Consider the following 24,114-nt stretch of genomic DNA (forward strand, 5'->3'; position numbering starts at 1 on the left):
ATATCAGTCCTTTGAACGGTCGATTTCGCTTCCAATCTTATTTCCGCTCAGGCCGCCAATCACGCCGCCGACAACCGCGCCGGGGACTGTACCTGCCACTCCGCCCAAAGGGCCCGCCACAATGCCAACTCCGGCGCCTAGCTTAGCGCCAGCCGCCGCTCCAGCCAACAGGCCGCTCACGGTTCCAGCTACTTCCGCGTCTCTTGATTTTCCAAACATATCAATACCTCCACTCGTTATTTACAGACAATCGTATCAGTTATTTGCCCACACGTCTTGTAGATTTCAGCAAGAGTTCCCGGTACTCCTCCCACCTCTTCCCTGATGACATCGCACAGGATATCCCTCACAACAGGGCGCATTGGGTGCATGTCCACAAAGCTCTGAAATATACTCATACTGCTTCCTCCTGTAATTGTATTTTTGGCTGGTATACAGCCTCAGATTAACTATACTATAAAATTCGTAACTTGTAAAGTTACAAAAATTATATTTTACGTTATATACCTTCTGCGGATATGTGGGTACAATTACACACAAGAGGTGGGCATATGCGCAGCAGCCAGCTGGAACGATATAAAAATCTGGGTTTGAACATTTCCTTTTACCGCAAGCTGCGGGGCTTTTCGCAGGAAAAGCTGGCCGAAAAGGTAGATATCAGCCGCACACATATGAGCCGGATTGAAACTGCCGACTGCGCAGTGTCGCTGGATGTTGTATTTGAGCTTGCGGATGCGCTCAGCGTGGAGCCCTACAAATTGTTCCAGAGCAAAGAGTAAAGACCGCAGGAAAAATTCCTGCGGTCTTTCAGCAAGCGGAGGATAGTTCAGCCCTGAACGAGGGGGCAAACGGGGTGGAACTGGCGGACCTCCTCCTCTCCCCGGAGGATGCGCAGGCCGCCCAGGGCCAGGGCCTCCATTTCATTTTCCCCGGGGAGGACCACAACCCGGCACAGACTGTGGAGGTAGTCGATTACTTTGCCGGTGAGCATTTTGGAGTTGGCCAGCCCGCCGGTGAGGATGACCGCGTCGATGAGCTCCTTAAAGCAGGCCAGCATGGTGCCAACCCCCTTGGCGATTTGAAGGGCCTGGGCCTGATAGACCAGGGCGGCCCACTCGTCCCCCTGGGCAATGCGCCGTTCCACCTCCTGACAGTCGTGGGTCCCCAGCAGGGCGGACATGCCCCCCTCGCCCCGGAGCTTTTTCAGCATTTCCGCCTTGGTATATTTGCCGGAGTAGCACAAATCCAGAACATACAGCATATTCAAGCTGCCGCTGCGGTCGGGGGAGAAGGGGCCCGCGTCGTCTGACACCGAGTCGATGATCCTGCCGCGGCAGTGGGCGGAGATGGAGATACCGCCCCCCAGATGGGCCACTACCAGATTCATATCCTCATAGTTCCGCCCCATGGCCTGAGCGTATTTGTGACCAGTGGCTCTGGCGTTGAGAACGTGGCAGAAGCTGGTGCGGGTCACTTCCTTGAAACCGGTGACCCGGGCCTCGGGCAGCAGCTCGTCGCTGGTGACGGCGTCGTAGATGTAGGCGGGGATCTTCAGAGGCAGGGCGAACTCCCGGGCCATCAGACCGCCCAGATTAGAGGCGTGGTCGAAGACGGTGTGGTGCAGCAGGCAGTCGGTCAGGGCGTCGTCCACCAGGTAGCCGCCGGAGACGATGTTTGGGATGATGCCGCCCCGGCCCACCACGGCGGAGAGCTGAGACAAGTCGTAGCCCTCCAGGGCCAGCCAGCTGCGCACCATGCTCACCCGGTAGTCCAGCTGGCCGCTGAGGGCGGGGTAGGGGGCCAGGTCCTGGTTGGTGTGGACCACAGTGCGGGTCTTCAGGGGCCGTTCATCCCGATATACCGCCGCCTTGGTGCTGGTGGAGCCGGGATTGAGCACTAAAATGTCGTAAGACATAGGGACCTCCTTTCTATGAAGCGGGTCTTTCCGTCTAATTCATGGCGGCACAGATGAGGATGGACCAGTATTTTTCTTGAGCGGTGGCGCCCCGGGAGTTGACAGTGATGGGGACCGCTGCCCCCAGTACGACCCCGGCCATCTCGCCTCCGGCCAGGCCGTAGAGAGACTTGCCCAGCAGGTTGCCTGCGGCGATGGAGGGGGCCAGCAGAATATCGGCGTCCCCCGCCACCGGACTGTGGTAGCCCTTGGCCTGAGCGGCCTGGGCATCGGTGGCCAGGTCCAGGGAGATGGGTCCCTCCACCACACAGGGGCCGAAATCTCCGTGCTCCGCCTCCTCCTTGAGGACGGCGGCGTCCCGGGTCTCGGGCATGGAGGGATTCACGGTCTCCACCGCGCACAAAGTGGCGGCCTTGGGCCGGTCATAGCCCAGAAAACGGCAGAAATCCACCGCGTTTTTCAGAATATGTCGCTTTTGCTCCAAATCAGGGGCCACCACCATGCCGCCATCGGTGACGTAGAGCAGCTTGTGGTAGCTAGGCACGTCCAGAATAGCCACATGGGACATCACCTTACTGGCCCGGATGCCTGACTCCTTGTGGACCACCGCCTTGAGCAATGTGCCGGTTTGGAGCATTCCCTTGATGAGTATGTTTCCCCTGCCCTCCTGGATGAGAGCCACCGACCTCCCGGCGCAGCTGGCGTCGTCCTCCGCATCTATTACCTGGTCCGGGTCCAGCTCCTCTCCCAGGCTGCCAGCAATGGACAGAATGTCCTCCCGGTGTCCTACCAGAATGGGGCGAATCAGCCCGTCCCGCCGGGCGGCGAAAACGGCCTGGAGAGTATGCGCATCATGGGCCGCCGCCACCACCGCCGGCTTGGGCGGGAGAGTGTGCAGCATTGCTTTCAAGTCGGGAAAACTGGAAATTACCATCGTTCGTCCCCCTTTTCTATTTCACTTACAATCATTTTATCATTGTTGTAGAAAAAAGTATAGCAGAAATTTATGTGGATATCTCTTGACGAATGGGCAATGCTTGAGTATAATAATATCCGTTGTACACAGACACAGTTCAGTTGGCAGAACAGAGGGCGCGTCAGCGGTGGACTGCGGATTGTTGATAAGGACAACTGACCATAAACTGAATCATAGGCTAGTGTGGCTCAATGGCAGAGCACATCACTCGTAATGATGGGGTTGTGGGTTCGATTCCCACCACTAGCTCCACTGAAAAGCCTTGTACCGTAACAGGTGCAAGGCTTTTACTTTTGTGCCGATGAAAGAAACGGCAGTATTGAGGTGAAAACGGGAACCGGACAGGGGAAACTCTGCCCGGTTTTTTGCTGATTGCCTCTTCACTTTGAGTGCGTAGTCTGACTGGTACGGTGTACGCCCCGCAGATTATCCCGTGATCCGCAGAACCCAAGGATTACTAATTTTTTGCTCTCCTGTCTGATGATATGGGCCATAATTCCAGAGAATAGTGGACAAAATCCACAAATTTTTCACTTTGTTTTTGTTCACACTTTGTTCTTCTTGCATCTTCCCCGGTTTTGTCTTATAATGGTTTGAAAAAGAGCTTGCTCCGTCCCTCTGTTTTTTCCAAAAGGAGGCCTTCGTTTTGAAACGTTTTCTCATATTTCCCTGTGTTCTGTGCCTGGTGATCGGTCTTCTGGTGGGCGTTCTTCTGCCCATCGACCTGACCGAAGAGCCCGTCACACCGCCCCTGAACAATCCCAACAACAATTTCACGCCCCCGCCGGGGGGCTCCCAGCTGACGGGCAGCAATTCCTCTGCCCCCGACTCCTCCGAGGCGCTGGACCCCACGGAAAACTTTCCCCTGCTCAGCTCCGCCTGTGCCGTCAACCGCTGCATTCAGCGGGGGGATTGGGCTGGGCTGGCCAGCTATGTACACCCCAGCCGCGGGGTCACCTTCACCCCCTACTCCACCGTGGAGCCGAACAGCGACCTGAACTTCACCGCCGACCAGATCAAAAACCTGGCCCAGGATCAGAATGTGTACACATGGGGCTTTGAGGACGGCCGGGGGGACCCCATTCAGATGACCATTCCCCAGTATTTTGCCCGCTACGTCTACAACGCGGACTACACCCAGGCCACCGAAATCGGCATTGACCAGATCATGACCGGCGGAAACGCCCTGGAGAACCTGGCGGAGATTTACGTCGGGTGCCGCTTTGTGGACTTCTGCTTCCCCAGCGCCGACCCGGTGAACGACGGGCTGGACTGGACCTCTCTCAAGCTGGTCTTCCAGCCCGAGGGGGAGCACTGGTATCTGGTGGGCGTGGTACACGGGGAGTGGACCATCTGAGCGGGACCAACCCCTGTCCAGGGGGACTGACACAGTGCCCCTATTTTTTCGTGCAGAAAGGATCACCGACACTATGAACATAGTCATTGTAGGCAGCGGCAAGGTGGGCTTCACCCTGGCCGAGCAGCTGGTGCGGGAGGAGCACGACGTCACCGTGGTGGACAGCGACGAGGAGGCCCTTCAGCGGGCCGGAGACCAGCTGGACATTATGACGGTGCGGGGCAACGGCGTCTCCTCCTCCACACTGCGGGAGGCGGGGGCCGCCGACGCCGACCTGCTGGTGGCCGCCACCAACTCCGACGAGGTAAATATGGTGTGCTGTCTCACCGCCAAGGACCTGGGGGCCAAATACACCATTGCCCGCATCCGCAATCAGGAGTACACCAACAGCGTGGCCGAGCTGCGCCGGAACCTGAAGATCGACATGGTCATCAACCCGGAGAACACCACTGCCGTGGAGATCTCCCGGCTGCTCCGCTTCCCCGCCGCCGCCAATATCGAGACCTTCTGCCGGGGCAAGGTGGAGCTGATGGGCTTCCGCCTCCAGGAGGGGGACTTTCTGGTGGGCGTACCGCTGTACAACCTGCCCGCCCAGGTGAAAAAGCTGTCTCTGCTGTTCTGCGCCGTAGACCGGGGGGGCCAGGTGTCCATCCCTAACGGCTCCTTCGTGCCCCAGGCGGAGGACAAGCTGTACATGGTGGGCCGCCCCGACAGTCTGGACCAGTTCTTCCGTCAGCTGGGCCGGTACGCCCCCAAGGTGCGCCAGGTCTTTCTGGTGGGGGGGGGCAAGGTGTCCGTCTACCTGGCCGCCATTTTAAGCCGGATGAATATCCGCCTGAAAATTGTGGAGCTCAGCGAGGAGCGCTGCCGTCTGCTCAGCGAGCGCTTCCCCAAGGTGACCGTCATCTGCGGCGACGGCACTGACTCGGAGCTGCTGGAGTCGGAGAACCTCACCGGGAACGACGCCTTTATCGCCCTCACCGACCGAGACGAGGACAATCTGATTATCTCCCTGTACGCCATGCAGCAGGGGCTGGCCAAGGTCATCACCAAGTGCAACCGGCAGAACTACGCCGGTATTGTTCGCTCCCTGGGGCTGGACAGCGTCATCTCCCCCAAATTTGTCACCGCCTCCCACATCCTCCACGTGGTGCGGGGACTGCAAAACTCCCAGGGCAGTGTGATGAACTCCCTCCACCGCATCGCCGGGGGCGGCGCGGAGGCCATGGAGTTCACCGTGGGTCCCGGGACCCGGCACCTCCAGGTCCCCCTGAAGGAGCTGCGGCTGCGCCCGGGGATTCTGCTGGCCGTCATCGTCCGGGGAGGGGATATTATCATCCCGGAGGGCTCCTCCTTCCTCCAGCAGGGGGACCAGGTGATTATTATCGCCCGGGAGAGCGGTATTCTGGATTTGAATGACATCTATGGGCCGGAGGTCAACCCGGGAGGGTCCAGTCTATGAACATAAAGCTGGTTTTAAAGCTGGTGGGCCGGGTCCTTACCATGGAGGCGGCGGTGCTGGCCATCCCTCTGGCGGTGGCGCTGCTCTACCGGGAGGACCCCGCACCCTTCCTGCTGTCCATCGTCCTGGTGGCCGTCTGCGGCTTCGCGCTGTCCGCCCTGCCCGCCAGGCAGCAGTTCTTTGTCCGGGAGGGCTTCGCGGCGGTGGGACTCATCTGGATTTTCACCGGGCTGGTGGGGGCGCTGCCCTTCCTGTTCTGCGGCGGCTTCGCCTCTCCCATCGACTGCATCTTTGAGTCCTGCTCCGGCTTTACCACCACCGGCTCCACCATTCTCACCGACATAGAGGCCCTGCCCAAGGGTATCCTCTTCTGGCGGGCCTTCACCCACTGGCTGGGAGGTATGGGGGTTCTGGTGCTGGCCACCGCCATCGTGCCCAAACTGGGCATCCGCTCCCACTACCTCACCCAGGCGGAGACCCCGGGCCCGGTGTTCTCCAAGCTGGTGCCCAAGCAGTCCAAGACCTCTAAAATCCTCTACGCCATGTACTGCACCCTCACCCTGGTGGAGGTGGCCTGTCTCAAAATCGCCGGGATGCCCCTGTACGACTCCTTCATTCACGCCTTCTCCACTGCGGGCACTGGCGGCTTCTCCAACCGGAACGCCAGCGTGGGGGCCTACGACAGTGTGGCGATCGACATCATTATTACGGTGTTCATGCTGCTGTTCTCCATCAACTTCGCGGTCTACTTCCTTGTCCTTACCAGGAAATGGAAGGAGGCCCTGGCCAGCGACGAGCTGCGCTTCTTTTTAGGGGTTGTGGCGAGTGCCACTGTGATCCTCACCGTCTCCAATCTGAGGGTGTATGCTGGGGTGGGAGAGAGCCTGCGGTACACCGTATTCCAGGTGGCCTCCATCATCTCCACCACCGGCTTCGGCACTGCGGACTTTGTTCTGTGGCCCCAGTTTTCCCAAATGATTATCGTTCTGCTTATGTTCTGCGGCGCCAGCGCCGGGTCCACCGGAGGCGGCATGAAGTGCTCCCGGGTCCTGATCCTCCTCCGGGCCATCCGGCGGGAGATCCACCGCATCACTCACCCCCGCTGTGTGGAGGTGGTCAAGCTGGACGGCAAACTGGTCAGCGAGTCCACCCTCCACACCCTGCTGGTCTTCCTGGGGGCCTACGTGATGACCGTCTTTGCCGCCGCCCTTGTCATCTCTCTGGACGGCTGTTCCTTTGCTGTATCCTTCAGCGCCGCCCTCACCTGCGTCAGCAATGTGGGCCCCGGACTGGAGGCCATCGGTCCCTCCGGCAATTTTGCCGCCTTCTCCGGGCTGTCCAAGGGGGTCATGTCCCTGTGCATGATTATCGGGAGGCTGGAGATTTTCCCCATTCTGGTGCTCTTCGCCCCCTCCACCTGGCGCAAAGCATAAAAAGACCGCCTGGCTCAGCCGGGCGGTTCTCTTTGATTCAGGCCATCTTAGCCACCAGCCGGCTGAAGGCGCTGGGGGACACGTCGTCCTCCACCACCACGCTGGCCTTCTTGCCCACCAGGGAAAACAGCCCCAGCAGAGACCGGGCGTCCAGCATGACGTCCTTGGTAAACAGCCACACCTCATAGGGGGCTTTACAGGCCAGCTGGTTGATCTTTTCCACCTGGGCCTCGTTCTTGATTTCAATTTCTCTCAGCATAGCAAAAACCTCCTTGCCTGCAATCCAATCGAATTTGTAGATTCCTCTCTTAGGGGCGCCGGGTTTGGTGCCGTGCGCCAGAGGATGAAGGTATTGTAGCAGGAAGGACTTCCCTTCGTCAAGAACGGTTTTTGTTAAATATAGATAAAAAGTACTATCAATTTTTGTGCATAACAGAGATTTCTGGGCCGGGTGTCCCTGTGAATGCGGACGTCTGTGCGCTATATGCGGACAATTATTCTCTCCAGATTCCTCCGGGCCACCGCCTTCAACTCCCTTTCTGACCATGAAATTTAGCAGAAAAACTATGGAAATACCGCCCCCTTCTCCTCTTTTGCCATTGACACCCATTTCCCTCTGGACTATAATAAAACACTGCTAAACCCTCACAAGATGTATTTTTGATTGATAGAAAGGGGCTCTCCTTATGAGCGACCAGCGCGTTTACAATTTTGCCGCCGGCCCCTCTGTGCTTCCGCTGTCCGTGCTGGAGCGTGCCGGGTCGGAGATCACCAACTACCGGGGCTCCGGTATGTCCGTCATGGAAATGAGCCACCGTTCCAAGGTATTTATGGATATCTTTCAGGAGACCCAGGACAAGCTGCGCCGGCTGATGAATATCCCCCAGAACTACCGTATCCTCTTCCTCCAGACCGGGGCCTCGGGGCAGTTCTCTGCGATTCCTTTGAACCTGATTGGGAAAACCGGCAGGGCGGACTACGCCGTCACCGGGAATTTTTCCAGTCTGGCCTATCAAGAGGCCAAAAAATACGGACAGATTTCTCTGGCCTGTGACACCGGCCACCGGAACCACTGCTATATCCCCCGGCAGGAGGAGCTGAAGCTGGACAAGGACGCCAGCTATTTCTACTACTGCGCCAACAACACCATCTACGGCACCGAGTGGGACTATGTGCCCGACACCGGGGATGTGCCCCTGGTGTGTGATATGTCCTCTGACATTCTGTCCCTCCCGGTGGATGTGTCCAAATTCGGCATCATCTACGCCGGCGCCCAGAAGAACATGGCCCCCGCCGGTCTGACAGTGGTCATCATCAAGGACGGTCTGGCGGGACATGAGCTGCCCTTTACGCCCCTGATGATGAACTACCAGACCATGATCGACAAGGATTCCATGTACAACACGCCCCCATGCTGGTGCATCTATATGCTGGGCCTCACCCTGGAGTGGGTCGAGGAGAACGGCGGGCTGGCGGGCATGGAGGAGCTGAAGTGGAAGCGGGCCAATATGCTCTACAACACCCTGGAGCACTCCCGCCTGTTCCAGCTCCACGCCGACAAGGGGTCCCGCTCTGGCATGAACGTCACCTTCCGCACCGGGGACGAGGCCCTGGACGCCAAGTTTGTCCAGGAGGCCGCCGCCGCCGGCTTTGTCAACCTGAAGGGCCACCGGAAGGTAGGCGGAATGCGGGCGTCCATCTACAACGCCATGCCGGTGGAGGGCGTGGAAAAGCTGTGCGACTTTATCCGCAAGTTCGAAAAGGCGAATTAGCCTATTGACGAGATAGGAAATTTGGCGTATACTCCTTTTTATTCCAAGACAAGGAGGAGTTCCCATGCGCCACAAAGAAAACGTGCATCTGCTCACCATAACCGCCCTGTTTGCCGGGGCTATCACGGTGATGACCGCCTATATGCTCCACATCCCCATCCCTACCGGGGGATACATCCACCTGGGGGACGCCCTGATCTACCTGGCCGCCTGCCTGCTCCCCGTCCCCTGTGCGGCGGCGGCTGCGGCTATCGGCGCGGGGCTGGCCGACCTGCTCACCGCCCCTATGTGGGTTCTGCCCACCCTGGTTATTAAGGTCGTGGTGGTGCTGTTCTTCACCAGCCGGGGGGAGAAGCTCCTGTGCCGCCGGAATCTGGCCGCCGTGGTCCTGGCCGGGCTGTTTTCCCCCGCCGCCTACGCCCTGGCCGGCTGCGCTATGGCCGGAACAATGGCCGCCTTCGCCCCCCAGTTCCTGGGGACCCTGGTTCAGGGCATTGGCAGCGGCGCGCTGTTCCTGGTCATCGCCCCCGGGTTGGACGGGGTGAAGCTGAAGGAACACGTACTCTGATTTCTTCCTTTTCTTTGAAAAGAAAAGGAAGCGAAAAGAAACTTTTACGCAAAACTCCGTTTTGCTTACTGCATCCTGGGAGGTTGAATGCTATGACGGACACTCAATTGGCACAGGAAATCTGCCGGGAGATTCGCGCCGGCCACAAGAAGCGCTGTCTCCCCTACAAGCTGGAGCCGGGAGACCCGGGCATTCTGGACAGCAAGGTGGGCGGGACCCCCTACCTGCCCAGAGAGACCCAGTGGCCCCTGTGCAGCAACGGCATTCCCATGAACCCGCTGGCCCAAATCGACTGTACCCAGCTGGCTGCTCTGCCCGACTTCCCCCACACCGGCCTGCTGCAATTCTTCATTGGGAACGACGATGTGTACGGGGCCGAGTTTGACGACATGACTGCGCAGCTGGGCTTTCGAATCCTCTACCACGAGACGGTGGACCTCTCGGTAACCCGGGAGGACGTGGCCGCCAAGCAGCCCCCTAAGCCGGAGGCGTACGACTCCCCGGTGCTGGAGCCCTGCCGCATAGTCTTCGGCCAGGTGCGGGAGCAGGAGCTGCCCGGGGAGGACTACCTCTTTGAAAAGCTGTTCCTGGAGCGGTGGAACTTGCGCCGTCCGGAGAAGCCCCTGAAAGACCTGTGGAGCTTCTACAAGCTGTTCCCCGAGGGGGAACGGGACTACAGCATCTTTGACGAGGAGCCGGACAAGGAGGAGGCGCCCGGTCCCCGCCACCAGCTGGACGGCTACCCCTTCTTTACTCAGATCGACCCCCGGCGGGAGGATGTGGACTACGCCGGCTTTGACACCCTCCTGTTCCAGCTGGACAGCGACGGCCGGGGGGCCCGCGACCTGGTCCTGTGGGGCGACTGCGGCGTGGGCAACTTTTTCATCCGCCGGGAGGCGCTGAGAAACCGGGACTTCTCCCAGGTCCTGTACAACTGGGACTGCTGCTGACGGCAAGCGCACGTGGGCGGCATGACGGAGGGATCAAATATGACAAATTTTGAGCTTACCAAACAAATTTGCGAAGAGATCCGCACAGAATACCGGGTCCCCTGCCTCCCCTTTGCCCTGGAGAAGGGGGAGACGGGGATCACTGACAGTAAGGCAGACGGCGTCCCCTATCTCCCCAAGGACCAGCCCTGGCCCAGGGACGCCAAGGGGACCCCGCTGCTGTTTCTGGCCCAGATCAACTGTACCCAGCTGGTCCCTCTGCCCGACTTCCCCCACACTGGTCTGCTCCAGTTTTTTGTGGGTGCGGACGACCTGTGGGGCATGGACTTTGACAACATGACCAACACCGGCGGCTTCCGTGTCCTCTACTGGGAGACTGTGGACCCCTCCGTCACCGAGGCGGATGTGGCGGCCAAACGTCCCCCTGTCCCCCAGGAGTACGGCTCCCCGGTCTTCCAGCCCTGCCGCATCCTCTTCGGTGCGCCCGTTCAGCAGGGCATGACCCCCGGCGACTTCCACTTTGATATCCTGTTTGTCCAGAAGTGGAACCAGAAAAAACCGGACCAGCCCATTGAGAAGAGCTGGGACATCTTCGAGCTGCTGGACGAGGAGGACGACGCCGACGCTCTGTTCGCCTACCACGATGAAGACGATGAGGACAACCCCTTTCACCAGCTGGGCGGCTTCCCCTACTTCACCCAGAACGACCCCCGGGAGGAGGATTACAGCGAAATGGATGTCCTCCTGTTCCAGCTGGACAGCGACAGCAGCGACCGCAAGGACCTGGTCCTGTGGGGCGACTGCGGGGTGGGCAACTTCTTCATTAGCCGGGAGGCCCTGAAACGCCGGGACTTCTCCCGGGTTCTGTACAACTGGGACTGCTGCTGAGGGTTCCGGCAAAATTTCAACAAAAGGTTAGGTAATAACGTATGTACCGTATTAAGACCCTAAACAAAATCTCTTCCGTGGGTCTGTCCCGGCTGGACCCGACCCGCTTCCAGGTGGGCAGCGACGTGGTGAAGGAGGACGGGATTCTGGTCCGGTCTACCTCCATGCACGAGTATGAGTTCCCCGACTCCCTTCGCGCCATTGCCCGGGCGGGGGCGGGCACCAACAATATCCCCATTGACCGCTGCTCAGAGTGCGGCGTGGTGGTCTTCAACACCCCCGGCGCCAACGCCAATGCGGTGAAGGAGCTGGTGATTGCCGCCATGCTGGTGGCCTCCCGGGACATTCTGGGGGGAGCGGACTGGGTTCAGGAGCAGGCCCACACCCCCAAGGTGGACGTGGCCGCCGCCGTGGAGAAGGGCAAGTCCGCCTTCGCCGGGCCGGAGCTCTACCGCAAGACCCTGGGGGTCATCGGTCTGGGGGCCATCGGCGCGCTGGTGTGCAACATCGCCCTGGACCTGGGGATGGATGTGTACGGCTACGACCCCTTCCTCTCGGTGGACGCCGCCCTCCGGCTGGACCGCCACGTCCATGTGGTGAAGGATGTGTCAGAGCTGTACAAGGTATCCGACTATGTGACCCTCCACATCCCCTACACCCCCGCCACCAAGGACTTTATCAACGCCGAGGCCATCAGCAAAATGAAGGGACAGGTGCGGATCCTCAATCTGGCCCGGGGCGGTCTGGTGAATAACGAGGATATGATTGCCGCCCTGGAGTCGGACCGGGTCGCCAAGTACGTCACCGACTTCCCCGATGAGACTATCACCACCGTGAAAAATGTCATTGCCCTGCCCCACCTGGGGGCCTCCACTCCGGAGAGCGAGGAGAACTGTGCCGTGATGGCCGCCCGACAGCTCCAGGACTATCTCCTCAACGGCAACATCAAAAACTCCGTCAACCTGCCCAACGTGTCTCAGGAGTGGAGCGGCATCGCCCGGCTGTGCCTGATCCACAAGAATGTCCCCGCCATGCTGACCCAGATCATGACGACCCTGTCCGACGACCACATCAACGTGGAAAACATGACCAACAAGTCCAAGAAGGACTACGCCTACACTATGGTGGATGTGAACAGCCGGATCACCGACGAGGTGGCCGAGGAGCTGCGGGCCATCCCCAACATGATCCGGGTCCGGGTCTTGAACCACTGACCCCCACAGGAGCGGTGTCTGCCGCTTCTGTTTTTATATCCGGAACAGGCAGATTGACCTTTGGCCGTTCTGTGCTATACTATAGGCATATCTCCCGGCCAAGACTGGAGGGCTCGCCATGAGGAAACGAAGATTTTCCTCCGCTCAAATCGTCATTCTGGGCTTCGCCGCCGTCATTCTGGCGGGAAGTCTTCTGCTTATGCTGCCCCTCTCCGCCCGGAGCGGGCAGTGGACCAGCTTCCCAGACGCCCTGTTCACCGCCACCTCCGCCGTCTGCGTCACCGGGCTGGTGGTACGGGACACCGCCACCTACTGGAGCGGCTTTGGCCAGGGGGTCATTCTGCTGCTGATTCAGATTGGCGGCATGGGGGTCGTCACCTGTGCGGTGGTCATCTCCCTGGCGGCGGGGCAGAAGCTGTCCCTGCGGCAGAGGGGCGCCATGCAGGAGGCCATCTCCGCCCCCAAAATCGGCGGCATTGTCCAGCTCACCGGCTTTGTCGTTGCCGCCACCGCCGCCCTGGAGCTGCTGGGGGCCGCCGCTCTGGCCCCCGTGTTCTGCCGGGAGTTTGGTCTGCTCCGGGGCCTGTGGTACAGCCTGTTCCACTCCATCTCCGCCTTCTGCAACGCCGGCTTCGACCTGATGGGCGTCCGGGCCCCCTTCTCCTCCCTCACCGCCTTTGCCGCCCATCCGGTGGTCAATGTGGTGATCATGCTCCTGATTATCGTGGGCGGCATCAGCTTTATGACCTGGGAGGACGTGCGGGTCAACCGCCTGCACTTCCGCCGCTACCGGATGCAGACCAAGGTGATTCTGGTCACCACCGCCCTGCTGATCTTCCTCCCTGGGGCCATTTTTTTCTGCTTCGACTTTGCAGCCCTCCCCCTGGGGGAGCGGTTCTGGGGCGCTCTGTTTCAGTCGGTCACCGCCCGCACCGCCGGTTTCAACACCCTGGACTTTAGCCTGATGAGCGAGAGGGGGATTGGGATCATGATCGTCCTGATGCTCACCGGGGGCGCCCCCGGGTCCACGGCGGGGGGTATGAAGGTGACGACCCTGGCCGTAATGTTCTCCACCGCTCTGTGCGTTTTCCGCCGGCGGGAGGACACCCACTTTTTCGGGCGGAGGATCGAAGAAACGACGGTGCGCAGCGCAATGGCCATTTTGACCTTGTATATGACCCTGTTTTTCACCGGCGGCCTGATCATCAGCCAGGCGGAGGACCTGCCCCTGCTCACCTGTCTCTTTGAGTCCGCCTCCGCAGTGGGGACGGCGGGGCTCACCCTGGGGATCACCCCCGGGCTGGGCCAGCTGTCCCGGTGCATTCTGATTTTGCTGATGTACACAGGACGTGTGGGGGCGCTGACCCTCATTTTTGCCGCCCTGTCCGACACCAAGGCGGCCCCCGCCCGTCTCCCCCGGGAGGGGCTGATTGTGGGCTGAGCTCCGCCCGGATATTTGCAAGGAGGATAAAATGAAAGCAGTATTACTCATTGGATTGGGCCGCTTCGGCCAGCATGTGGCACGGAAGCTCAACGATCTGGGCCAGCAGGTAATGGCGGTGGACACCGACGAGGGGCGGGTTGACGCCGTTCTGCCCTTTGTCACCAACGCTCAGATTGGGGACAGCACCAACCGGGATTTTCTCACCGCCCTGGACGTCCCCAGCTTCGACGCCTGCATTGTGGCCATTGGCGACAACTTCCAAAACTCCCTGGAGACCACCGACCTGCTGAAGGAGCTGGGGGCGAAGAAGGTCATTGCCCGGGCCTCCCGAGGGGTCCAGGAGAAATTCCTGCTGCGCAGCGGGGCGGATGAGGTGGTTTACCCGGAGAAGCAGCTGGCCGCCTGGACCGCCATCCGCTGTACCTCCGACCACATTTTGGACTACATTGAGCTGGACGAGGATTTTTCCATTTTTGAGCTGGCAATCCCCCGGGAGTGGGCGGGAAGGACCATCCTCCAGCTGGATTTGCGGAAAAAATACGGCCTCAACGTGCTGGGTCTGCGCACAGGCGGAACGCTGGATATGCGCATCACCCCCGATACGACTCTGGACGAGGACCACTCTGTCCTGATTTTGGGCCGCCCCAAGGACGTGCAGAAGTGCCTGCACCTGTGATTCAATAGGCCCTCCGCCCTGCCGGTCTCCTACGGCAGGGCGCATATTTTTGCCCGCCCGCAAATAAGCTGTCACAGAATATGACAGCTCCGCCTCCTGGACGGCAGAGCTGTCGAAAAGCGGGAACATGCTGTGGGAGGGATACAATGGAGCTGTATGAGCTTTTGATTCTTGCGGTGAGTCTGTCCATGGACGCCTTTTCCGTCTCGGTGTGCAAAGGACTGTCCACAGGCAGACCCAGGCCGGGGCAGTGTCTGGTATGTGGAATCTGGTTTGGCGGCTTTCAGGCCCTGATGCCCCTGATTGGCTGGCTGCTGGGGGTCCGGTTTCAGGGGATGATTGTGGCGGTGGACCACTGGATTGCCTTTTTCCTGCTGGGCTTTATCGGCTTCAATATGGTACGGGAGGCCCGGAGCGGCGAGGCGGAGGCGCTGGACGGCTCCTTTTCCCCCAGGGCCATGCTCCCCCTGGCCCTGGCCACCTCCATTGACGCCCTGGCGGTGGGGGTCACCTTCGCATTCCTTCAGGCGGACATTTTCCCTGCCGTGGCCCTGATTGGTATCATCACCTTTCTGCTGTCCGCCGCCGGCGTGCAGGTGGGGGCCGTCTTCGGCGGACGGCTGAAAAGCAGGGCGGAGCTGGCCGGCGGACTGGTTCTTATGGGGATGGGGGTCAAGATCCTTCTGGAGCATACCCTGCTGGGCTGACCGGGAGCTGAAACACAGTTTGCATTTCCTGCCATAGTATGCTATGATAGCAATGTACCCTGACCTGTGTGTGTCATCGGACAGAAAGGAGTTTTGTTATGAAAAAATCGGAAAACCTGCCCCTGAAGCTGCTGATTGGCATTGTTGTGGGAATTGTATGCGGACTGTTCCTGCCAGAGCGGGCTATGACCATTGTGGTCACACTGAAATATGTGCTCAACCAGCTCATTATGTTCTGTGTGCCCCTGATCGTAATTGGCTTCATCGCCCCTTCCATCACTAAGATGGGCTCTAATGCGACCCGGATGCTGGGGGTGGCCATTATTATCGCCTATGTCAGCACAGTGCTGGCAACCCTGATGTCCATGGCGGCTGGCTATCTCCTGGTGCCCCACCTGCCCATCGCCACCACCATGGAGGACCTGAAGGAGCTGCCCGGCGTGGCCTTCCAGCTGGATATTCCCCAGATCATGCCCGTGATGAGCGCCCTGGTTTTCTCCGTCCTGGTTGGCCTGGCGGCGGTGTGGACCAAGGCTCAGACCGTGATCCGGCTGCTGGATGAGTTCCAGGAGATTGTTCTGTGTGTGGTGAAGCGAGTCGTCATCCCTGTGCTGCCCTTCTTTATCGCACTTACCTTCTGCGGCCTGTCCTACGACGGCACCATCACCAAGCAGTTCCCCGCCTTCCTGCTGGCCATTGTCATTGTGATGGCCGGTCACTACATCTGGCTTGCCATTCTCTACGCCGCCGCCGGGGCCTACTCCGGCCGCAGCGCCATTGACGTGGTGAAGTACTATGGCCCCGCCTACCTCACCGCCGTGGGCACCATGTCCTCCGCCGCGACCCTGGCCGTGGCCCTGGACTGCGCCCGGAAGAGCAAGAGCCTCCGCCCCGATATGGTGGAGTTCGGCATCCCCCTGTTTGCCAACATTCACCTGTGCGGCTCCGCCCTGACAGAGACCTTCTTTGTGATGATCGTCTCCAAGGTCCTCTTCGGCCGGCTGCCCAGCCCGGGCGCCATGGTCCTGTTTATTCTGCTGCTGGGGATTTTTGCCATTGGCGCTCCCGGTGTACCCGGCGGCACCGTAATGGCCTCCCTGGGGCTGATTACCGGCATCCTGTTCACCGACCCCGCCACCTCCGGCGACGCCACCGCCCTGATGCTGGCCATCTTTGCCCTTCAGGACAGCTTCGGCACCGCCTGCAACGTCACTGGCGACGGCGCGCTGACCCTGATCCTCACAGGGTACGCCGAGAAGCACAAAATTCAGCAGGCATAAGCAGGCAGAACCCAGCTAAAAAAATGCGGCCTGGAGGCAATCCTCCAGGCCGCTTTCTTTTGAAATCAGTTTTCCTGTTCCATCTGGTAGTTGTCGCCAAACTGCAAATCGGAGGCGGCAATTTCCGGCTCCTGGGGTCGTGCCGGAGGGGTCAGCATGGTGCTGCTGCCGTCCAGACGGCCGTTTTCCACCACCAGGGAGGCGGTGGAGATATCGCCGTGAATGCTGCCGGTGCGCTCCAGACACAGGTGCTCTCTTGCGGTGACGCTGCCCTGCACATCCCCCGCGACCCGGATGGTGTCGGCGGTCACCGGGCCCTGGATCTCGCCGGTGTTGGCCACCGTCAAGCTGCCCTTCAGATCGATTTCGCCCTCCACGCGGCCCTCCACCTGGACAGAGCCCTCGCCCCGAATCACGCCGGTCAGGGTGATTCCTTTGGCGATGATGGTGTTGCTGTGGGCTTTGGGCAGGGTGGGCAGAGAGTCGAAGGACTCCTCAAAGGCGTCCTCCTGGTAGGGGGCGGGCGTAATCTGCTCCTGCTTGGTTGGTCCAAAAAAACCCATAATGAATCGCTCCTTATGTTCAATCATTCACCGGCCCAAAAGCCGGAGGTTCCAACGCATGAAGGAATTATATCAAATTTGCTCCGCCAGCGCAAGGGGGTTCCGCAGAAAAAGGTGTGTCGGGTTCCCTGGCATAGTTTACAAAAAAGGAAAATCAGCGTATAATTATCTATCACCATTTTCAAGGAGGAACACAATTATGGAGCAAGTCCACCGGTCGGACCCCATCCCCGAGGTCCCGTCCAGCCCGGTCTCGCTGACCCTCCCCCACAGCATCCATCTGGTCCCCCTGGATCAGATTGCCGGCTTTGACGTCCGCCCCGGCTTCTACGATGTAAACGGCGCCACCGCTATCCCCGGCGGAGTGAACTTCACCGTCCACTCCCATGGCGCTACCTCCCTGGAGCTGCTGCTCTTCCACCGCATGGCGGACCAGCCCTTTGCAGTGCTCCCCTTTCCCAAGCACTACCGCATCGGCAATGTATACTCCATGATCGTCTTCAAGCTGGATATTGAGGAGTTTGAATATGCCTACCGGGTGGATGGCCCCTATGATCCCAAGAAGGGTCTGATTTTCGACCGTACCCGCTATCTGCTGGACCCCTACGCCAAGGCGGTCACCGGTCAGAGCCAATGGGGCGACTCCTCACCCCGAGGCCAGCACTACAAGGCGCGGGTTGTAAAGGACGACTTCGACTGGCGGGACAGCCAGCAGCCCCTCATCCCCATGGAGGACCTGATCATCTATGAGCTCCATGTTCGGGGCTTCACCAGGGACGACTCCTCCGGCGTGACCCACCCGGGCACCTTCGACGGCCTGCGGGAGAAGATCCCCTATCTGGAGTCCCTGGGGGTCAACGCGGTGGAGCTGATGCCCATTTTTGAGTTCGACGAGATGCAGGACTACCGCCAGTACAACGGAAATACCCTCTACAACTACTGGGGCTACAGCACCGTCAGCTTCTTCTCCCCCAACACCAGCTATACCGCCTCCACCGAGTACAACCGGGAGGGCAACGAGCTGAAGGGGCTGATCCAGGCCCTCCACCAGCGGGGCATTGAGGTCTACCTGGACGTGGTCTTCAACCACACCGCCGAGGGGGACCAGCGGGGGCCCTTCTTCTCCTTCAAGGGCTTTGACAACAACATCTACTATCTGCTTACCCCCGACGGACAGTACTACAACTTCAGCGGCTGCGGCAACACCGTCAACTGCAACCACCCCATCGTCCGCCAGATGATTCTGGACTGCCTGCGCTACTGGGTCACCGCCTACCGGGTTGACGGCTTCCGCTTCGACCTGGCCTCCATCCTGGGCCGCAGTGAGGATGGCTCCCCCATGGGGGCGCCCCCGCTGCTCCAGTCTCTGGCCTTCGACCCCATCCTGGGCAATGTGAAGCTCATCGCCGAGGCCTGGGATGCCGGAGGACTGTACCAGGTGGGCACCTTCCCCTCCTGGAACCGGTGGGCGGAGTGGAATGGCCGCTATCGGGACGACATTCGCCGCTACCTGAAGGGGGATATGGGTCTGGCCCAGGGGGCGGCCCTGCGCATTGCCGGGTCGCTGGATATGTACGGCGGCCGGGGGGGCTCCAATGCCTCGGTGAACTTCATCACCTGCCACGACGGCTTTACCCTGTGGGACCTGTACTCCTACAACGACAAGCACAACGAGCCCAACGGCTGGAACTCCACCGACGGCGCCAACGACAACAACAGCTGGAACTGCGGCGTAGAGGGGGACACCCAGGACCCCGCCGTGGACGCCCTGCGCCGGCGGATGTGCCGCAACGCCTTCGCTCTGCTTATGTGCTCCCGGGGGGTCCCCATGTTCCTGGCGGGGGACGAGTTCTGCAACACCCAGTTCGGCAACAACAACGCCTACTGTCAGGACAACATCATCTCCTGGCTGGACTGGAAGCGCCTGGAGCAGAATCCGGACATGTTTTCCTTCTTCCAATACATGATCCGCTTCCGCAAGGCGCACCGGGTGGTGCGGGCCAAAACAGGGGACGGGATCCACGGCTTCCCCGACGTCAGCTTCCATGGGGTCACGCCTTGGCGGGACCGGCCCTTTGACAGTCAGGACCGCTATGTGGGCGTTATGTTCAGCGGCTGGGAGCGGACGACCGGCCCGGACATTGTCTATGTGGCCTCCAACGCCTGGTGGGAGGACCTGGAGATTCAACTGCCCCAGCTGCCCGCCTCCATGTGCTGGGAGCAGGCGGTGGACACCTGGCAGGCCCAGCAGTCCCCCCATATCCTCCCTGACCGTCAGGTCACGGTGCGCGCCAGAAGCGTGATGGTGTTTGTGGCAAAATAATTCCTCGGAGGCGGAGAGATTCCGCCTCTTTTTTTGAATCCCCCGCAACCCAATGAAATTTTTGTCGGGTAGAACAGTACAGACGTCTGAAACACAAGGAGAGGAGGGCAGCCTATGGAGGACTGGGAGATTGTGGCTCTGTATTGGGACCGGGACCAGGAGGCCATTGCCCACACCCAGCGGCAGTATGGGAGTTATTTGTACAAAATCGCCTGGCAGGTGCTGGCCGACCGGGAGGACAGCGAGGAGAGCGTCAACGACACCTACTGGAGGGCCTGGAGCTCCATGCCGCCCCACCGGCCCGGAGTCCTGCGCACTTATCTGGGCAAAATCGCCCGCCAGCTGTCCATCGACCGCCTCCGGGGCCGGGACCGGGTCAAGCGGCGGGCCTCGGAGTATGCCCTGTCCCTGTCCGAGCTGGAGGAATGCGTCTCCGCCGGGGACACGACCCAGGAACAGGTGGACCTGCGCCTGCTGGCCCAGTCCATCCAGCGCTTCCTTTCCGCCCTGCCCCCGGAGGCCCGAACCGTCTTTGTGGAGCGGTACTACTACCTGGACCCGGTCCGGGACATCGCGCAGCACCACGGCTTCACCCAGTCCAAGGTGAAGAGCCTGCTGTACCGAACCCGGCAGGGGCTGAAGCGTCATTTGGAACAGGAGGATTTTTTATGAGACCGGAACACATCAGCGATTCCTTGAACCACCTCAGCGACGAAATTTTGGAGGAGACCGACCGGGTGCGCAGCGGAAGGCGGCCAAAGAAGCGGGTCCTTTGGACGGCGGCGGCCTGTCTGTGTGTCATGATCGCTGGAGCCCTCCTTCTCCGCCCGGGAGGGGACACTGTCCAGCCGGGCGGGGAGCTGCCCCTGCTGGAGATCTCCATGGAGAGCGGCGGTATGGGCTTTGAGGGGCTGCTCTACTACGAATTTTCCGAGCTGGAGAACGGCAATCCCTGGCATGAGGGCATGGAGCTGGAGGCCCTGCCCGTCTTCCGCAACGGCGCTTACAGTGAGGTGGGGGAGCCCATCGGCCTGAGCGCAAAGGAACTGGAACAGCGGGCTGAATCCGCCGCCCGGGCGTTAGGAATTGAGGACTTCACCATAGAGCAGGAGCGGGGCAGCTATGTCGCCTCCTCCATAACCCGGGTCCGGCTGACCGGGGAGGGAGTCCGCATTGATGCCGAGGCGGACGGCTGCGTCACTGTCTGGTTTGACGATGAGCTGGCCCTGCCCGAGGAGTACCGCTTTGAATACAGCGACATCACCAGCCAGGAGGCGGAGGCGGTGCTGGACTACCTCATCGGCCAGTACGCCAAACTGCTGAACTTCCAGCAGCCCCAGAAGGCCATCTTTCGGGACCGAAACATTTATGGGGAATTGGGAGTTGACTACCAGGTATATAACGCCGCCGGGGACGACGTGGAGGATATCCTCAACTACGCCTTCCGCCAGGCGGACTTTGCCCCCGACGGCGAGGGGAAGCTGATGCTTATCCGCCTGTATGACGGCCTGGCCTGCGCTGAACAAATGGGGGACTACCCCCTCATCTCTCTGGAGGAGGCCCGGGAGGCCCTGCTGGCGGGGCAGTATGTCACCACTGTGCCCTACGACTTTCCCGGGGAGGCGAAGGTGTACGGCGGCGAGCTGGTCTACCGGGGCAGCGCCAGAGAACAGGTGTTTATCCCCTACTACCGCTTCTATGTGGACCTGTCCCATGAGTTCCCCAACTGGGACGACACCGAACTGAAAAACTTCGGCGCCTACTACGTCCCGGCCATTCAGCACCAGTACCTCAAGCCCGGCTGGCAGTGGGACGGCTCCTTCAACTAAAATTTGCGCCCCCATCGGAGTGTTCCGGTGGGGGCGCTGATTTAAAAGGACTGGAGCAGGCACAAAATAAGGCCGTAGATCACGCTGGTCGAGATACCGAAGACCAGCACCGGACCGGCCACAGTGAACAGCTTGGCTGCCGTGCCGGTAATCAGTCCCTCGCTCTTGAACTCCAGCGCCGGGGACACCATGGCGTTGGCAAAGCCGGTAATGGGTACCAGGGTCCCCGCACCCGCCCGCTTGGCCACCTTGTCAAAGATGCCCAGGCCGGTGAGGAGGGCGGCAATGAAAATCAGGGTCACCGAGGTGGCCGTCCCCGCCTGCTCCTTATCCAGGCCGTAGCTCTGATACAGATTGCTCAGCCCCTGGCCGGCGGCACAGATGGCCCCGCCCACCAGAAAGGCCCAGAGGATGTTCTTCCCCATGGGAGAGGGCCGGGAGCGCTCATTGACCAGCTTGCCGTAGTCCTGGTTGGTCATACTCATCCTTCTCACTCCTTCTGAATTTTCTCTAGCATTGCCCGTCCTGAAAAAAATATGCGCCGCCGTATGAACCGGGCCCTTGGCGCATAAGTTGTAGTGGAAGGAGTGAGAGAGTTGATCTATCCCAAACGACAGTTTATTTTGACCTGGCTTGCCGCCATTTTAGCGGGGTGTATTCTCCATTTTATATACGAGTGGATGCCCAACGCTGTCACCGCCCTGTTTTCCCCGGTCAACGAGAGCCTGTGGGAGCACGTTAAGCTGGTGTTCTGGCCCTTCCTGGGGGCGGCGCTGATCCTCAACCGGGACCGGCCCACCGGCGTCCGTCCCTGGCTGCTGGTGCTGCCTCCGCTCTGTGCCCTGATCCTGGGGCTGGGCTGGGTGTACCACGTGATGCTGGGCGGCGAGACCATGTGGGTCGATAGCGCCCTCTACGTGCTGGTGATGACCCTGGGCTTCTGGCTGGCCTCCCGCTTTTCCGGCCCCTTCCAGGGGGTCAAATGGCTGCTGCCTGTGCTGGCCGTCCTGGCGCTGGCGGGGCTCATTGGTGGGTTTACCCTCTACCCGCCCCAGGGTCTGCTGTTCCGCGACCTGTCCGCCGTGGGGTCCTGGCTGCCGCTGCCCTGCTGATTTTCCGCTGGATTTTCCCCTCCGTCTCTGCTACAATGGGGCGGAAGGAGGGGAGCGGTTTGGTCCTCTACAGCGCGAAAAATCTCACCGCCCGCAGTCAGGCCCGGGAGCTGCTGGCGCTGGCAGCAGGGGAGACGTGGGGGCTGTCCCCACTGCCCCGGATTGCCCGGCAGGAGGGGGGCAAGCCCTTCTTCCCGGAACAGGAGGGACGCCACTTCAACCTGTCCCACAGCGGCGGCCTGGCCCTGTGCGCCCTGGACGACGCCCCGGTGGGGGTTGATATCCAGATCGTGAAGCAGTGGCGGCCCGCTCTGCCCCGGCGGGTGTGCTCCCAGGAGGAGATGGCCTGGCTGGAGTCTCAGCCCCAGCTGTGGCCCGCCTTTACCCAGCTGTGGTGCCTGAAGGAGGCCCGGGTCAAGGAGAGCGGCCAGGGGCTGAGGGGCCTGCTGCGGAGTATTCGGGTCCCGTTCCCGGAGGAGGGGGCTGTTTCGCTGGACGGCCTCTGGTTTCGAAGCTACCAGGGGGACGGCTGGGCGGCGGCGGTGTGCGGCCACTGTAAGCCCCCAAAAAATGTTGAAAAAGTCCTTGACATTTCCACTGTGTGAGGGTTTATCCTGTATCTCGGAACCGGTTCCCACTACAAACAAGGAGGAATGTCATGCTGACCATCGGCGAGTTTTCCCGTCTGAGCCGCGTCACTCCCCGGATGCTGCGCCACTACGACGCCCTGGGTCTGCTCCGCCCGGAGATGGTGGGGGATAATGGCTACCGCTACTATCGCCAGGAGCAGCTTTCTGACCTGCTGCGCATTCAATGGCTCAACAGCTGCGGCTTTCCGCTGAAGGAGCTGGGGCCGCTGCTGTCCCTGGACAGGGAAGCGCTGCTCCCCCATCTGCGCCGCCGGCGGGACGAGCTGCTTCAGGAGTTGGAGCGGCAGCAGGAAGTGCTTCGCCGCATGGAGGCGGACATCCTACGTATGGAGGGAACAAATATGGAAACACCTTATCACGTTGTCCTGATCGAAGACCCGGAGCAGAAGGTCTTCTCCATTCGGGAGACCATCGGCGTGAACCAGTACCACGACTTCTTTGAGCGGCTGTACCAGGAGGCAGAGAAGCGGGGGCTGAAACAGGCGGGGCCCATCCAGATGCTCTACCACGACGAGGAGTTCAGCCACGAGCACTCCGACGTGGAGGCCCAGATGGTGGTGGCCCAGGACGGCCCCGACGTTAAAATCAAGCCCGCCTATACCTGCGCAGCGGTGCAGCACAGGGGGCCCTATGAGAATCTGCACCTGGCCTATAACGCCCTGTGCGGCTGGCTGGCGGAGCACACCGAGTACCGGATTTGCGGCCCCGCCATGGACCGCTACTTCGGCGACCCTGACAGTACGCCCCCCGACCAGCTGGAGACCGGGGTCCTGTTCCCCGTCCGGCGGGTATAAGCAAAGGGACAGCCTCCGTGGCTGTCCCTCCTGTTATGTCCAGACAGGCGTCAAGGTGCTTTGAAACTTCTGCTTTTCTCCGGGAGCGGTGAGATCATATGGGACTGACAAATCTTCAATTCGCAAAGTAGAGAAAATTTGTAGCGCGGGCCGGGGTAGTTCCACCTTGTGATGCCGCAGGAGTACACAAGCGGCGAAGCC

General features: G+C 60.5%; 26 protein-coding genes and 1 tRNA gene. 20 read left to right on the forward strand and 7 right to left on the reverse strand.

All coding sequences use genetic code 11. From position 1 onward, the window contains the following. Positions 1-3: 3 nt before the first annotated feature. Together D1646_RS14965 and D1646_RS22750 are read right to left on the reverse strand one after the other, a co-directional pair. A complete protein-coding gene (locus tag D1646_RS14965) occupies positions 4-219 on the reverse strand; it encodes a hypothetical protein (RefSeq protein WP_201754705.1) in 216 nt (71 codons plus the stop codon). Positions 220-236: 17 nt separating this feature from the next. Next, positions 237-398, reverse strand: a complete 162-nt coding sequence (locus D1646_RS22750) for a hypothetical protein (protein ID WP_201754706.1) — start codon at positions 396-398, stop codon at positions 237-239. Positions 399-551: 153 nt separating this feature from the next. Between D1646_RS22750 and D1646_RS14970 the strand changes: the two genes are divergently transcribed. After that, positions 552-779 carry a helix-turn-helix transcriptional regulator gene (locus tag D1646_RS14970; protein ID WP_160637237.1) on the forward strand — a complete coding sequence of 76 codons (228 nt, stop codon included), beginning with the start codon at positions 552-554 and terminating at the stop codon, positions 777-779. A 47-nt stretch (positions 780-826) separates the two neighbouring features. Here the strand turns inward: D1646_RS14970 and buk are convergent, their stop codons facing one another. Both buk and D1646_RS14980 read right to left on the reverse strand, forming a co-directional pair. Further along, positions 827-1,915, reverse strand: a complete 1,089-nt coding sequence (gene buk, locus D1646_RS14975; RefSeq protein ID WP_160637238.1) for a butyrate kinase — start codon at positions 1,913-1,915, stop codon at positions 827-829. A 34-nt stretch (positions 1,916-1,949) separates the two neighbouring features. Continuing rightward, positions 1,950-2,849 carry a bifunctional enoyl-CoA hydratase/phosphate acetyltransferase gene (locus tag D1646_RS14980; protein WP_160637239.1) on the reverse strand — a complete coding sequence of 300 codons (900 nt, stop codon included), beginning with the start codon at positions 2,847-2,849 and terminating at the stop codon, positions 1,950-1,952. A 219-nt stretch (positions 2,850-3,068) separates the two neighbouring features. Between D1646_RS14980 and D1646_RS14985 the strand changes: the two genes are divergently transcribed. From D1646_RS14985 to D1646_RS15000, 4 genes are all read left to right on the forward strand, one after another. Then, a tRNA-Thr gene (locus D1646_RS14985) sits at positions 3,069-3,143 on the forward strand. A 394-nt stretch (positions 3,144-3,537) separates the two neighbouring features. Then, on the forward strand, positions 3,538-4,248 hold the full coding sequence (locus D1646_RS14990; protein ID WP_160637240.1) for a hypothetical protein: 711 nt from the start codon (positions 3,538-3,540) through the stop codon (positions 4,246-4,248). A gap of 73 nt (positions 4,249-4,321) precedes the next feature. Further along, entirely contained in the window at positions 4,322-5,710 is a 1,389-nt protein-coding gene (gene trkA, locus D1646_RS14995) for a Trk system potassium transporter TrkA (RefSeq protein WP_160637241.1), read from the forward strand. After that, the gene (locus D1646_RS15000) at positions 5,707-7,143 is read left to right on the forward strand and encodes a TrkH family potassium uptake protein (RefSeq protein ID WP_160637242.1); all 1,437 of its coding nucleotides are present in this window, start codon (positions 5,707-5,709) and stop codon (positions 7,141-7,143) included. The genes trkA and D1646_RS15000 overlap by 4 nt, the downstream gene beginning before the upstream one ends. A 37-nt stretch (positions 7,144-7,180) precedes the next feature. Here the strand turns inward: D1646_RS15000 and D1646_RS15005 are convergent, their stop codons facing one another. Then, positions 7,181-7,402, reverse strand: a complete 222-nt coding sequence (locus tag D1646_RS15005; RefSeq protein WP_160637243.1) for an HPr family phosphocarrier protein — start codon at positions 7,400-7,402, stop codon at positions 7,181-7,183. Positions 7,403-7,829: 427 nt separating this feature from the next. Here D1646_RS15005 and serC point away from each other — a divergent pair, with 427 nt between their 5' ends. From serC to D1646_RS15050, 9 genes are all read left to right on the forward strand, one after another. Further along, positions 7,830-8,915, forward strand: a complete 1,086-nt coding sequence (gene serC, locus D1646_RS15010; protein ID WP_160637244.1) for a 3-phosphoserine/phosphohydroxythreonine transaminase — start codon at positions 7,830-7,832, stop codon at positions 8,913-8,915. Positions 8,916-8,979: 64 nt separating this feature from the next. Beyond that, the gene (locus D1646_RS15015; protein ID WP_160637245.1) at positions 8,980-9,483 is read left to right on the forward strand and encodes a TIGR04002 family protein; all 504 of its coding nucleotides are present in this window, start codon (positions 8,980-8,982) and stop codon (positions 9,481-9,483) included. Between the two features lie 92 nt (positions 9,484-9,575). Then, positions 9,576-10,433 (forward strand): DUF1963 domain-containing protein, encoded by an 858-nt coding sequence (locus tag D1646_RS15020; RefSeq protein WP_160637246.1) that lies wholly within the window; start codon positions 9,576-9,578, stop codon positions 10,431-10,433. Positions 10,434-10,472: 39 nt separating this feature from the next. Further along, the gene (locus tag D1646_RS15025) at positions 10,473-11,321 is read left to right on the forward strand and encodes a DUF1963 domain-containing protein (protein WP_160637247.1); all 849 of its coding nucleotides are present in this window, start codon (positions 10,473-10,475) and stop codon (positions 11,319-11,321) included. Between the two features lie 41 nt (positions 11,322-11,362). Beyond that, on the forward strand, positions 11,363-12,535 hold the full coding sequence (locus tag D1646_RS15030) for a phosphoglycerate dehydrogenase (RefSeq protein ID WP_160637248.1): 1,173 nt from the start codon (positions 11,363-11,365) through the stop codon (positions 12,533-12,535). Positions 12,536-12,653: 118 nt separating this feature from the next. After that, the gene (locus D1646_RS15035) at positions 12,654-13,976 is read left to right on the forward strand and encodes a potassium transporter TrkG (RefSeq protein WP_160637249.1); all 1,323 of its coding nucleotides are present in this window, start codon (positions 12,654-12,656) and stop codon (positions 13,974-13,976) included. 31 nt (positions 13,977-14,007) lie between these two features. Beyond that, positions 14,008-14,655: a TrkA family potassium uptake protein gene (locus tag D1646_RS15040; protein ID WP_160637250.1), complete on the forward strand. Its 648-nt coding sequence runs from the start codon at positions 14,008-14,010 to the stop codon at positions 14,653-14,655. Positions 14,656-14,801: 146 nt separating this feature from the next. Continuing rightward, positions 14,802-15,362, forward strand: coding sequence for a manganese efflux pump MntP family protein (locus tag D1646_RS15045; protein WP_160637251.1), 561 nt, complete (start codon positions 14,802-14,804; stop codon positions 15,360-15,362). Positions 15,363-15,460: 98 nt separating this feature from the next. Then, positions 15,461-16,642 carry a dicarboxylate/amino acid:cation symporter gene (locus tag D1646_RS15050; RefSeq protein WP_160637252.1) on the forward strand — a complete coding sequence of 394 codons (1,182 nt, stop codon included), beginning with the start codon at positions 15,461-15,463 and terminating at the stop codon, positions 16,640-16,642. A gap of 65 nt (positions 16,643-16,707) precedes the next feature. Here D1646_RS15050 and D1646_RS15055 read toward each other — a convergent pair whose 3' ends face one another. Further along, complete coding sequence (locus D1646_RS15055; protein ID WP_160637253.1) at positions 16,708-17,205, reverse strand: polymer-forming cytoskeletal protein; 498 nt, start codon at positions 17,203-17,205, stop codon at positions 16,708-16,710. 199 nt (positions 17,206-17,404) lie between these two features. Between D1646_RS15055 and glgX the strand changes: the two genes are divergently transcribed. The 3 genes from glgX (at position 17,405) to D1646_RS15070 (ending at position 21,357) form a co-directional block, all read left to right on the forward strand. Continuing rightward, positions 17,405-19,528, forward strand: a complete 2,124-nt coding sequence (gene glgX, locus D1646_RS15060; protein WP_160637254.1) for a glycogen debranching protein GlgX — start codon at positions 17,405-17,407, stop codon at positions 19,526-19,528. Positions 19,529-19,642: 114 nt separating this feature from the next. Next, positions 19,643-20,200: an RNA polymerase sigma factor gene (locus tag D1646_RS15065; RefSeq protein WP_160637255.1), complete on the forward strand. Its 558-nt coding sequence runs from the start codon at positions 19,643-19,645 to the stop codon at positions 20,198-20,200. Beyond that, positions 20,197-21,357 (forward strand): hypothetical protein, encoded by a 1,161-nt coding sequence (locus tag D1646_RS15070; RefSeq protein WP_160637256.1) that lies wholly within the window; start codon positions 20,197-20,199, stop codon positions 21,355-21,357. Before D1646_RS15065 ends, D1646_RS15070 begins: the two co-directional genes overlap by 4 nt. Positions 21,358-21,398: 41 nt before the next feature. Here the strand turns inward: D1646_RS15070 and spoVAC are convergent, their stop codons facing one another. Beyond that, a complete protein-coding gene (gene spoVAC, locus D1646_RS15075) occupies positions 21,399-21,842 on the reverse strand; it encodes a stage V sporulation protein AC (RefSeq protein ID WP_160637257.1) in 444 nt (147 codons plus the stop codon). Positions 21,843-21,953: 111 nt separating this feature from the next. Here spoVAC and D1646_RS15080 point away from each other — a divergent pair, with 111 nt between their 5' ends. From D1646_RS15080 to D1646_RS15090, 3 genes are read left to right on the forward strand one after another with little or no spacing between them, the layout of a single operon-like run. After that, the gene (locus tag D1646_RS15080; RefSeq protein WP_160637258.1) at positions 21,954-22,469 is read left to right on the forward strand and encodes a DUF6512 family protein; all 516 of its coding nucleotides are present in this window, start codon (positions 21,954-21,956) and stop codon (positions 22,467-22,469) included. A gap of 59 nt (positions 22,470-22,528) precedes the next feature. Then, positions 22,529-23,074, forward strand: coding sequence for a 4'-phosphopantetheinyl transferase superfamily protein (locus tag D1646_RS15085; RefSeq protein WP_243154191.1), 546 nt, complete (start codon positions 22,529-22,531; stop codon positions 23,072-23,074). 53 nt (positions 23,075-23,127) lie between these two features. Beyond that, positions 23,128-23,913, forward strand: a complete 786-nt coding sequence (locus D1646_RS15090) for a MerR family transcriptional regulator (RefSeq protein ID WP_160637260.1) — start codon at positions 23,128-23,130, stop codon at positions 23,911-23,913. The last annotated feature ends 201 nt before the right edge of the window (positions 23,914-24,114 follow it).

Source organism: Pseudoflavonifractor sp. 60, from assembly GCF_009911645.1.
Taxonomy (GTDB): domain Bacteria; phylum Bacillota; class Clostridia; order Oscillospirales; family Oscillospiraceae; genus Lawsonibacter.